This window comes from Methanosarcina sp. DH1 (genome assembly GCF_020804205.1).
Classification (GTDB): domain Archaea; phylum Halobacteriota; class Methanosarcinia; order Methanosarcinales; family Methanosarcinaceae; genus Methanosarcina; species Methanosarcina vacuolata.
In genome coordinates, this window is the sequence record NZ_WJBJ01000005.1 from 88,771 (window position 1) to 100,038 (window position 11,268).

Below are 11,268 nucleotides of genomic sequence, written 5' to 3' on the forward strand. Positions count from 1 at the left end.
ATATTTATGTTTTTATGAAAGTTATGAAAATAAATTGCAATAAATTCTAATTTTGAAAGTAAATGTAATATTATATCAATTTTTGAACTTAACTCGTATTCAAAGGTATTTTGAAGTATTATTTTAGAGGCTTAAAAAGTAATTTTATGCCAAAATACGTGATTTTAACAGATTTTTTAGGTTTTAGAGCATTTTTATCAATTTTGGTAGAGCCTCAATTCTTTTTAATTTTATTCAACTTTTTTAATTTTATATTTACTTGTCTTTATTTCCCTTTTTACTTCCCTTTTTACTTTCTTATTCCCAAATTCATTTCCATTTCAATATTCAAATTTTTTAATTTCATATTTCTTGTTCCTGGCGAAAACTGTGATTTTTTTCCCGATTCTTCCCTTATACACGCTGTTAACATCACCTATTTAAGTAAATGTCTCCAATCCTACTGTAAAAATATAATGCCACAAAGAAATGTCATAACGAGATGTTATGAAGAATTGTTCAGAAGTAAAATTTTACTGAAACCTTAAGGAGAGAATTCAGTGCCAATAATAAACACTTCAAAGGGAGTAGGAGGCATCCTGAACAGCTTCAGGGGCCTTGTCGAAGGCGCAAAAAAGATTACTTTTGTGGGAACTCCGGGGTTCTGCACACCTTTTGCCGAACTTATCGGTTTTGTAGCCCGGGACCGGGAACTTGCTTTTGTTTCCAGCGATGATTTTGAGAAAGCCAGATCTATCTACATGGATCGTGAAGGCATGCAGCTTGGAGATCTTACAGATAAACACGCTGATGTTGTTGTCCTGCTTGGAGGGCTTTCGATGCCAAAGATAGGGATTAGCCCTGAAAAAGCAAAAGAAATTGCCAGTAAAATCCTTGAAGGCTCTGAGAATGGAAAAATTATTGGCGTTTGCTTCCAGTCCGCATTCATGCAGCAGAAATGGGACGAAATAATAAATTTTGAGTATATAATCAATGCCGACCTGGCAGTTGAGGTACTGCAAGTCTGAAAGATTCGGAAGTATATTTTCAGGAATTCTTGTGACTTCCAGGCAAAAAAATACCTTTTTTAGTTCTTTTTGCAGTTCTTCACTGTTTATATTTCCTTACTTTTTTACATTTCCTTACTTTTTTACATTTCCTTACTTTTTTACATTTCCTTACTCTTTTTGACTCTTCTTTACCTGTTTATTTTCCCAATTCTGTAAATTTTCTAGTAAGATAGGATTATATCCGATCCTGACTTATGACATATGATAATTATGGAAAAAGCGGCTAAAGAAGTCAGGGAATTAAAAGGGTTTATGCCCAGGTCTATTGAATATGCCGGAAAGATAAACAAAGATTTCGCCGACGGGATAGCAGGCTTTTATAAGGCTATCTGGAGTGAAAGGGAAGGCGGGCTTTCTATGAAAAATAAGCATTTAATAGTCTTTGCTATAGCCTGTTCAACCAACAACACCCAGAGCGCGGTCAAAATCCTTGAAAGACTTCATAAATTCGGAGCCACAAGAACCGAGATCAATGATGCCATGATGCTTGCTGCCTGGGCAGGAGGAATCCAGCACTTTACGGATTTCAGTGAAGCAATAATTAAAGAGATGGATAGATTAGGTTATTAATTTCATAAAAACGCACTTATTTAATTATTTTTTCTTTAATTTTTCTGCAGATTTTGCTTTTGTGATGTTATATATTATAGGACTTACGCGGTTGAACTGAAGAATCAACAGCATTAGACATGAAACTGTCTAAAACATTACTTTAATCCACAGTCTTTGTTGTAATTGATTTTGTTCCTCAAGTGCGTAAGTCCTATATTAAAATAGTCAGATCTCAAACCTAAGAAACTCCTATCTCATACAAGTTTTATGAGACCAACAATGCATTTTACATAATTTAGAGACCTGGTAAAAAATAAATTTTGTAGATGTAGATCGAAAATTGAATGGTCAAAAGCAAATTGGTCAAAAGCAAATGAATTCTCAAGTTCTTTATAGAGAAGTTCAAAAAATGAACCAGATCTGGATCTGGCTCATTATTGCGATCCCCGTTGTTCTTTCATGGTATGGGGCGTATCAGCAGCTCTTACTTGGAAAGCCTTTTGGAAATAACCCGGCTCCTGACTGGATGATGTTTCTTTTACTTCTATTATTCGGGATTCTTTTCCCTATTTTATTTTATTCCATGAAGCTGGTTACTGAGGTCAGAAAGGACGGGCTATATGTTCGCGTTTACCCTTTTCATCCATCATTCAAAAGATTTCCATTTGAGAGCATTCAAAATTACAAAGTTCTAACCTATAACCCTATCAGAGATTATGGAGGCTGGGGTATTCGCTACGGAATAAAGGGAAATGCCTATAATATGGCAGGTAACAGGGGTATACTTTTCGAATTTGCAGATGGGAAAAAAGTGAAAAAGCTAATGATTGGGTCCCAGACCCCGGAAAAACTCTCAGAAGCTATTAGAAGGTCTATTGAAAAGTAATAGATATGGCACAGAGCATCAAAAAGTTAAATGTAGCGCTATAAAGAGTACTAAAAAATTCCTGAAAAAGGGCGTTAGAAAGTAATCTTTTATTAATTCACTTTTTTCGTTATTGTCTTTTGGACTATTTTTCTTTATAATTTTTGATTTTTAAAAGACACCGTTGTTTTTTTACACTGATATTATTTTCAAATTTTTAAATTAAAAAATGTATACAATTTTTAATTTTTTTCGGAAGGTTTATTACTCAGTTTTTATAGAGAAAATCAGGAATATTTTCTACTACATACCCCTACTCCAATACTGAGTCGGTATGCTGGTATCTAAATAATACGTATTAAACGGAAGAGAATTCGGTCGGGTGTATAAACACCATATGCAGTTCAATTAGTAGCCAATTAGTAGCTGTAATATAAATTTCAGCAATATCGAGATTTCTGTCAGCCAGGCAATCTAAAAATTGAGTCTCCAGTTAAAACAAAAATGAATCAGACAGGTTTCAAAGAAGGGATTTTGTGGAAAAGCCAAAAGCAGATGTGATTTTTAGGGAAGTACAGGATCTGCGGAACAATTTTTTCCTGGTTTCGGTCCTTTATCCTGCGCTCCTTCTCTGGTATATCGAAATCCATAGCCTGATTTTTGGAAGACCTGTCGGAATTAAGAATATCCCTGGAACATATCTGTTTGCGCTCTGGATTGTCTTCGGGTTATTTTTCCCTCTTATGTTTTACTGTACAAAGCACATAACTGAAGTAAGAAGTGATGGAATATACGTTCGCCTGGTACCCCTTAATCTATCCTCCAAGAAAATCCCGTTATATGTAGTGGAGGACTGCAAAATTAAGGTTTATGACCCTCTCACTGGAAAAGAATCTGATGTGTCACAGTCTTCCAAAAAAGTTAGCCCGGTTGTAATCCTCAAACTTATTTCAGGAGAACGAATGCTTCTTAGCTCCAGGAAACCTGAAGAACTCTGTAGTGCAATCAAGCAGGCTACAGCAGAATACTGAAAATTCCTGCTTTGAAAGGTTCTGTCTTTGTGATTACTGCTTTATAATTCTGCTTTATAATTCTGCTTTGATAATTCCTGTTGTCCAGAGTTAAGCATATTAATGATGTCAAAGGCTTTTAAGTACTTCCTTACAGATGGATAGTAGAATGTACTTGGATGGCTGGAAAGTTATCGACGTTTAGTAAGGACTACAGAATTTGACAGAGTCAAGTTAAACATTAATATAAGCTACTATAGTCCGTATAATGATTAAGACGACTATTATAGAGCCCGAATTGCATCGATTTTTAAATATTTATGATTCAACATGTTCAACGAATACAGTGAAAATATTCTCGTCTTTTTCAAGCCTGCTTCTTAATTCATTTGCATTTTCCTGAGAAATCCCATTTTTAGTGTGATCTGTGAAAATAACACGGCACCAGAAGAACTTTTTCACCTGAAGATTACGTTTGTTTAGCATTTCAATAAAATTTTTATCTTGAATAGCTTGTTCAGATATTGAAATCATGCAATAATTTCCTTTTTCGACATCAGGAGTAACTCCTATCCAATTTTTTTCTTTTCTCAACTCATATTTTATTTGTGTCGCTTCATCTTTATTGACTGTTATGTAGTATTTACCCATATCATGAACATTGTAATCTATCTTATACGCAGTCAAATTGTAATTCTCAAGAATTTCTCTTGATTCCTGTTCAGTAATACCATCTTTGAATTGAATAATTAAGCTAGACACATATGATTCATGACCTGGTGTATCCGTAGCAACAAACGTTGGTGTAAATAATAATTTTATTCCGAAAATCAAAATAATAATAAAAGCAAAGGTAAATAATATCTTATATATTAATTTTTGTGTCATGAAAAAAATACACCCCTATAATAAGGATTAGTTTACTTTTAAGAAGATATGTCTTGGTCTCTACACATCTTTTTAGAGCTATAAAAATACCCTGTAATTTAAATCATATACATTAATCCCACATTCCGCAGTATTTTTTTGAAAATCAATATCCTGTTCCAGTTCATAATAAATTAAAATATTTAACGAATGTTGAGGGAACTGAAGCAATTTGCCACAGTTCTTTACTTAACCGAAGATGCATGAAATCGAGTTCATCCCAAAACTTGAAATTTGCTTCATAGACCTTGTATTTTGAATAATCAATCAAGCTTATGATCATGAAAATAATTCTGAGAATTCCCAATGATTAAGAGTAAAGTAACTTTTGGGATAGGCTCCTCATATATTGGTTTGCTTGTAGTCCCCTACTCTAGTGACACCAAACAAACTTATTTTTCGAAATAGACTCATTCAGTACTGTATTACAGATAATATTTGAGTGAACGTTATATATTTACTTTATAAACGCACATGAATCTATTTGACTAAAAGCTTCAATACCATTTATATTCTAAAAAATAAAATATCCTCAATATTCAAAAAAATATTAAGGATATTGCATTAAAATCTTTTAGTAACTGTTTTACTAACCAATTCTTTCTAGATTTTTAATAACGCTCAATTAATTATCAATGTAACTTTTAGTAACTTGTCCATATTTGTTACAAGACATATCTAGCTCTATATATTTATCTTGTACTTTTATAGTGTTCCCAGAAATTGTATATCCCCAACTGAAACGCCCATCACAATAAACCTCTGCAGTAGTAGAAGAAGTTTGTCTTGCACCCTCATGCCAGTTCGAAACCTCCCATGGATTGAAAACTATATATTTTGAGTACCAGGAGTCTATGTGATAAGCCTCAACAGTATTATAGTCATACCCAAAATACCCTTTTGTGTAGACTGTAAATAATTTCCAGCCTAGATAATTATACCAGCTCACGCTATATTTTATCGGATCAGTATAAGCTGGAGGAACTACCCATTGTGGATTCATTACATTGTTTTTATTACTCGATTGAGTGTTATATTTGTTTGCATTGGTCATCGGTTAAGGATACATGTCCGTCCTCTGACCCTCTTTTTTAACCCAATTCTTTCATTTTTTATTCAAACCATTCGTCTCTAAATCTTTCTCCATTGGTCATCGGTTAAGGAATTTTCTTACCTGAAAGCTATCGATTTAGCACTGGAAGCCTGCTTTAAATCTTTGCCTCTTTACATGAAATCGATACCCTGTTCCAGCTCATAATTTATTAAAATATTTAACAGATGTTGAGGAAATTGACGCAATTTATTACGATTCTTCACTTAACCGAAGACGCATGGAAAAGAATTTGGTTGTGTGTACGAACACTATATGCAGTTCAATTAGTAACCGTAAGATAAATTTCAGCACTATTGAGATGCCTGTCAGCAAGGCAATTTAAAGTGAGTCTCCAATTAAAACACAAATAAATTAGGCACGTATCAAGGAAGGAAGTTTGTGGAACAGCCAAAAGCAGACGTAATTTTTAGGGAAGTACAGGATTTGCGGAACAATTTTTTCCTGATTTCGGTCCTTTATCCTGCGCTTCTGCTCTGGTATATTGAAATCCATAGCCTTATTTTTGGAAGACCTGCCGGAATCGATAACATCCCTGGAACATACCTGTTTGCTCTCTGGATCGTCTTCGGGTTATTTCCCTTTTATGTTGTACTGTACAAAGCATATAACTGAAGTGAGAAGTGATGGAATATACGTTCGCCTGGTCCCCCTGAATCTGTCCTCCAAAAAGATTCCTTTACATGTAGTGGAGAACTGCAAAATTAAGGTTTATGACCCCCTCACTGAAAAAGAATCTGATGTGTCACAATCTTCTAAAAAAGTTAGCCCAGTTGTAATCCTCAAACTTATTTCAGGGGAAAGAATGCTTCTGAGCTCCAGGAAACCTGAAGAACTCTGTAGCGCAATCAAGCAGGCTACAGCACAATATTGAGAATTCCCGCTTTGAGAACTTCTGTCTGTGAGTACTGCTTTGCGAGTTGTTGCTTTATAATTCTGCTTTGATATTTCCTTTTGTACAGAATTAAAAGCGAAATTTCAAATTTTTATTCGAATATCCGTGCGTCCACAACCACATGCAGGACACCAGGAGAGTACTTTTTTATCCTGTGGGTTTCCAGAATCTCAACCTTCTTTCCAAGGGCACAGGCAGCTTTTTCTATCCTTTCCTGGGGTCTGGTTCTAGCAAGACTTTCCGGGACTGTTTCGTGATAGTGCAGAATTCCCCCACTTTTTTTCAGGGCCTTTATAGCCGGCTCAAGATAGTAGTGTGTTGTTCCCACATATCCCATAAGCACGCGGTCGGCTGTTCCTTCAGGAGCAAACTTTGAGCAGTCCCCACAGATTGGGATAAAGATATCCTCTACCTTATTTAATCTGATGTTTTCCTTAAGATAGGCAAAAGACTCAGGATTAATTTCTATCCCAATAATTTTTTTTGGCCTGGAATGCACAGCCATAGGAATTGAGAAGTACCCTATTCCCGCAAACATATCCACTATAACTTCTCCTTCTCCGAGCTGGCTCATCCTCTTTCTCTCTTCGAGGTTGCCTTTGGAGTACATTACCTTTGTTACGTCCTGCTTAAAAAAGCAGCCATGTTCCTTGTGGATGGTTTCGGTTTCGTTGCCGAGAAGGAGTTCTCTTTTTGGCTGGCGGAACTGCCCTTCAATTCCAAAATCCCTTACAACGGTCCTGCACTTTGGGTACATCGAAAGTAAAGACTCAGCTATTCTCGTTTTTTTGTCTTCTAGGATTTCAGGGATGAAAACTATTATTATGTCTCCCAGGACCTGCCAACCTGACGGGACAGATGCAAGTTCAGTTTCGGAAAGAAAACCTTTAAGGGAATCCTTGAGAGAGTTGGGCTTTTCAAGGAATTCCGGATTTTCCTGTTCAAGAATCAGAAAACCGTCCACACTGTCGTATGCAGACTCCGTGACCGGGATTTCCAGAAAATTGCCTTCTTCAGTCCTGACTTTTCGAATCTTTCTTGAAGTATCCAGAAATCCCCCTTGAATTGCTTTTTTCCTTAACTCTTCTCCTTTTTCCGGGGCAGTCCTTATCATTCTGTACATTGGAATTGAAGGATAGCATACATAGAATTAATGTTTTTTTGTCTGAACTTTATATAGGCAGGTTGTTTGATCAATAGCAATTGACTTCAAGAATACACTACATATTCAAAAATTAAATTAATAAAAAAGTATAAGTAGTCTCAAAATATAGATATATCTTGACCTGTGAGGTATCCGGTTAGAGGACATTATCCTTTTTGGCTTTCTGGAGCGAGCAATAGGGCGATGAAAACTCCTACGACCAGCTTATGCTGTAATTGTTAATACAATTTTTTATTTTTTAGTAAGATTATTGCAGCATAAAAAATATTACAGGTAAATCAGTAGCTTAAGTAGTCATAGTTATTATTTATATCAATCCGGGTTGAATTTGACTATTTTATTTGACTGTTTTCGGAAACACAGGTTGTTTTTAAGATATATGTTGGAAGGAGGAGGTTCCGTGTTTATATGTGAGTGTGGAAAATTGTTAAGGGGAAAACTACGGGAAGATACATTCAAAGATTATATCGAAACATCCCGAAGTCCATCTACAAGAACGATAGGACATAAGAACTGTGGGCTCATTTTTAATTTTGTGGACGGGAACTGGCCAAAGAAATACTCTTCAAAAAAGGAATTAAAAATTCTGGCGGCAAATTTTGCGAAAAGCAATAACCTATGTCCCGAAAATATCGAAAAATTTTTCCTCGAGGTAGACAGGCTTAAGTCTCATGGAAAATTTTCAGATGATCAGATTCTCGTATATGCATATCACAGTATTATTGAGTAGGACTTACGCAGTTGAATTGAAAAATCAACAGCAACCGGCCGTCAACGGTCTAAAATGTGACCTTAATCCACAGTCTTTGCCGTAATTGATTATGTTGCTCAGGTGCGTAAGTCCTAATTGAGTTTTGAATTTCATTGATTTCTGAGTTTCATTGATTTCTGAGTTTCATTGATTTCTGAGTTTCATTGATTTCTGAGTTTCATTGATTTCTGAGTTTCATTGATTTCTGARTTTCATTGATTTCTGAGTTTCATTGATTTCTGAATTTCATTGATTTCTGAGTTTCATTGATTTCTGAGTTTCATTGATTTCTGAGTTTCATTGATTTCTGAATTTCCAATGATTAATATGATATTGGAGTTTGAACTGGTTCATTGCTGATTTAGTTGTAAAACCTATGAAAAATCGTGAGACAACAACTTGTGAGACAACAACTTAACTGATTTTCAGCTCAAAACATTAAAGCATTTTTCACTTTCATTTTCACAGTACACTCATGAGTTTACAATGTTTCTCAAATAAACTATAGTTTCAAGTGTACTGATACACTTATAGTCACGCCTTTAATTGTTGCAACAAAAAACTTCATCGTACTTCATTGGACAGTTGCATTATTTAGCCTCGTGATTATAAGTCACCCAAAACTCGATAATTCTAAAAAAACGCGGAAGATATTTTCCAGTATCTATTTTCATCTATTTATCTGAAGTTTATCCAGGTTTAAAATAGTGAAGAAATTTTGATACGTGACCACAGGTGCATTTTCTCCTTTTAATGGACATTGATTTTTTTGTTTTGAGGAGACTACAAAACGCTTTCTCAGTACCATGGTCGATGTATTAATTGTACAACCTGTGTCAACTCAGGAGGAATATGAATGCGTAAATATATTTTATTTGATTCATCTGCTGGTGATGATATGGAGGTTCTAGACTCGGTATCTTCTAGCGTGATGATTAATCGTAGCATAACTACAGAATCTACTGCTATCTATATGGAGGTACAATGATGACCGAAAAGATCATTGTTACAGCGAATATCGGCGTACAGAATGGCCCTAGCATAAGTGTAAACCGAGTAATGGAAGTACAGGCATATGAACTGATAGATGTAGAAATTAAAACGGCAGAACCCGAAAAGTCAGTCAAGCTCCCAAGCACAGAAGAAGGCGAAATGCTTCTGCTGGCGATCACTTCGAACTGGTATGAAGATAGTAAAGACCCGGATCACTGTGTTACTTATAAGGTTAATGCTAGTGACGGTGAAGAATTCATACTCGACCAGCCCCACCTTCTTATGGGCAATAGTTCCGTAACTATGTTGGATTCTGTACCCACACAGCTTTTATTTTCATACACAAAGGGGACTACTGCGCCGGACGTTGTTAAAATAAAGATCCTTATCGGACTTAAAGTAACATCATAAGCTCTGAAGGTGACAAATATGCAGACGACTTATCCAGGTGTATACATTCAAGAGGTGCCAAGTGGGGTCCGCACAATAATGGGCGTGAGCACCTCGGTGACAGCATTCATCGGCAGGGCGAAAAAGGGCAAAGTGAACACTCCCGTAACAGTCTATAACTTTAGTGATTATTCCCGAGAATTTGGTGGTTTATGGGATAAGAGCCCAATGAGTTATGCCGTGCATCAGTATTTCCTTAATGGTGGCAGCGAAGCGGTCATTGTACGCGTTTCTCGCAATGCCAGTATTGCCACAAAAACATTTTCCAATGGCCTGGTTCTGGAAGCCTCAAGCCAGGGCGAGTGGGGAAATAACCTTCTTGTGACTGTTAATTATGAAACCAGCGAAGGTAACATAGATGATTCCGAACGGAAGCTGTTCAACCTGATCATCCAGGATCCCGAGCCCATTGGCTCAGGTGGCATCGAGACTCTCCGTAATCTTTCATTAGAAGAAAATTCGCCTACATATGTCGTGAAGGTACTGGAGCAGCAGTCCAGGTACTTAAGGGTAAACGACAGTGTACCGACTGCCATACCGGCAATAACCGCGAGCCCTGAAAATTTAACGGCAGGTTCCGATGGTGACAATATCCTCGACGAAGATCTTATACCGACCAGTGAGAGCAAAACGGGAATTTATGCGCTAGAAGACACCGATATATTTAACCTGTTATGCATACCTCCGCTTGCCTTTGGTACTGATGTAGCCCCTTCTACCTATAATAACGCCGCAGCCTATTGCAAGAATCGCCGTGCGATGTTGCTTTTAGACATGCCTTCTAGTGCGACCGATCCGGAAAAAGCCAGGACGTCCCAGGAAGACTTTAGCTTGCCAGGCGATTATGCAGCATTGTTCTTCCCCCGTATAAAAATGGCTGACCCGCTCAAGAATAACTTGCTGGAAACATATGTTCCTTCGGGTGCTATCGCAGGAGTCTTCGCCCGCACAGATAGCCAGCGTGGAGTATGGAAAGCGCCCGCAGGTATAGATGCTACGCTTGTCGGGGTAAGCGAACTGAGCTACACAATGACTGACGATGAGAATGGCTCCCTTAACCCTCTGGGCATCAACTGTCTCAGGACATTTCCAACTATCGGTACGGTGGTATGGGGTTCACGGACAATGAAAGGGGCTGATGCTTTAGCAAGCGAATGGAAGTATATTCCTGTGAGGCGTACTGCGCTCTATATTGAGGAGAGCCTGTTTAGAGGCACGAAGTGGGTCGTGTTTGAGCCAAACGATGAGCCGCTTTGGGCGCAGATTAGGCTGAATGTAGGAGCGTTCATGCATAACCTCTTCAGGCAGGGGGCATTCCAGGGAAAAACGCCTAAGGAAGCGTATCTGGTTAAATGCGATAAAGAGACTACGACTCAGGATGATATCAACCGCGGTATAGTGAATATCCTTGTAGGCTTCGCTCCATTAAAGCCCGCCGAGTTCGTTATAATTAAGATACAACAGTTAGCAGGGGAAATTCAGACATAAGAGGTGATCTCA

The 11,268-nt window shown here is 37.2% G+C and carries 10 protein-coding genes and 1 pseudogene; 8 read left to right on the top strand and 3 right to left on the bottom strand.

The features are described 5' to 3' along the window. Window positions 1–539 precede the first annotated feature (539 nt). The 4 genes from FXW07_RS02245 to FXW07_RS02260 all read left to right on the top strand — a co-directional run bounded on the left by FXW07_RS02245 (window position 540) and on the right by FXW07_RS02260 (window position 3,497). A complete protein-coding gene (locus tag FXW07_RS02245; RefSeq protein WP_229393567.1) occupies window positions 540–1,007 on the top strand; it encodes a DUF2124 family protein in 468 nt (155 codons plus the stop codon). Between the two features lie 252 nt (window positions 1,008–1,259). Beyond that, window positions 1,260–1,619 carry a carboxymuconolactone decarboxylase family protein gene (locus FXW07_RS02250; protein ID WP_229393787.1) on the top strand — a complete coding sequence of 120 codons (360 nt, stop codon included), beginning with the start codon at window positions 1,260–1,262 and terminating at the stop codon, window positions 1,617–1,619. 355 nt (window positions 1,620–1,974) lie between these two features. Further along, window positions 1,975–2,487, top strand: a complete 513-nt coding sequence (locus FXW07_RS02255) for a DUF6141 family protein (RefSeq protein ID WP_229393568.1) — start codon at window positions 1,975–1,977, stop codon at window positions 2,485–2,487. Window positions 2,488–3,002: 515 nt separating this feature from the next. Continuing rightward, window positions 3,003–3,497, top strand: coding sequence for a DUF6141 family protein (locus tag FXW07_RS02260; protein WP_229393569.1), 495 nt, complete (start codon window positions 3,003–3,005; stop codon window positions 3,495–3,497). 297 nt (window positions 3,498–3,794) lie between these two features. On the opposite strand, the gene FXW07_RS02265 is transcribed toward FXW07_RS02260, so the two are convergent. Both FXW07_RS02265 and FXW07_RS02270 read right to left on the bottom strand, forming a co-directional pair. Continuing rightward, the gene (locus FXW07_RS02265; protein WP_229393570.1) at window positions 3,795–4,364 is read right to left on the bottom strand and encodes a UPF0228 family protein; all 570 of its coding nucleotides are present in this window, start codon (window positions 4,362–4,364) and stop codon (window positions 3,795–3,797) included. A gap of 664 nt (window positions 4,365–5,028) precedes the next feature. Then, the gene (locus FXW07_RS02270) at window positions 5,029–5,457 is read right to left on the bottom strand and encodes a hypothetical protein (protein WP_229393571.1); all 429 of its coding nucleotides are present in this window, start codon (window positions 5,455–5,457) and stop codon (window positions 5,029–5,031) included. 438 nt (window positions 5,458–5,895) lie between these two features. Here FXW07_RS02270 and FXW07_RS02275 point away from each other — a divergent pair. Then, window positions 5,896–6,388 (top strand): annotated as a pseudogene (locus FXW07_RS02275) (DUF6141 family protein). A gap of 112 nt (window positions 6,389–6,500) precedes the next feature. On the opposite strand, the gene FXW07_RS02280 reads toward FXW07_RS02275, so the two are convergent. Beyond that, complete coding sequence (locus tag FXW07_RS02280) at window positions 6,501–7,532, bottom strand: class I SAM-dependent methyltransferase family protein (protein WP_229393572.1); 1,032 nt, start codon at window positions 7,530–7,532, stop codon at window positions 6,501–6,503. Between the two features lie 442 nt (window positions 7,533–7,974). Here FXW07_RS02280 and FXW07_RS02285 point away from each other — a divergent pair, with 442 nt between their 5' ends. The 3 genes from FXW07_RS02285 (at window position 7,975) to FXW07_RS02295 (ending at window position 11,256) form a co-directional block, all read left to right on the top strand. Further along, window positions 7,975–8,304 carry a hypothetical protein gene (locus FXW07_RS02285; RefSeq protein ID WP_229393573.1) on the top strand — a complete coding sequence of 110 codons (330 nt, stop codon included), beginning with the start codon at window positions 7,975–7,977 and terminating at the stop codon, window positions 8,302–8,304. 1,008 nt (window positions 8,305–9,312) lie between these two features. Next, window positions 9,313–9,729: a hypothetical protein gene (locus tag FXW07_RS02290; protein WP_229393574.1), complete on the top strand. Its 417-nt coding sequence runs from the start codon at window positions 9,313–9,315 to the stop codon at window positions 9,727–9,729. An 18-nt stretch (window positions 9,730–9,747) separates the two neighbouring features. Then, the gene (locus FXW07_RS02295) at window positions 9,748–11,256 is read left to right on the top strand and encodes a phage tail sheath C-terminal domain-containing protein (protein ID WP_229393575.1); all 1,509 of its coding nucleotides are present in this window, start codon (window positions 9,748–9,750) and stop codon (window positions 11,254–11,256) included. Window positions 11,257–11,268 lie beyond the last annotated feature (12 nt).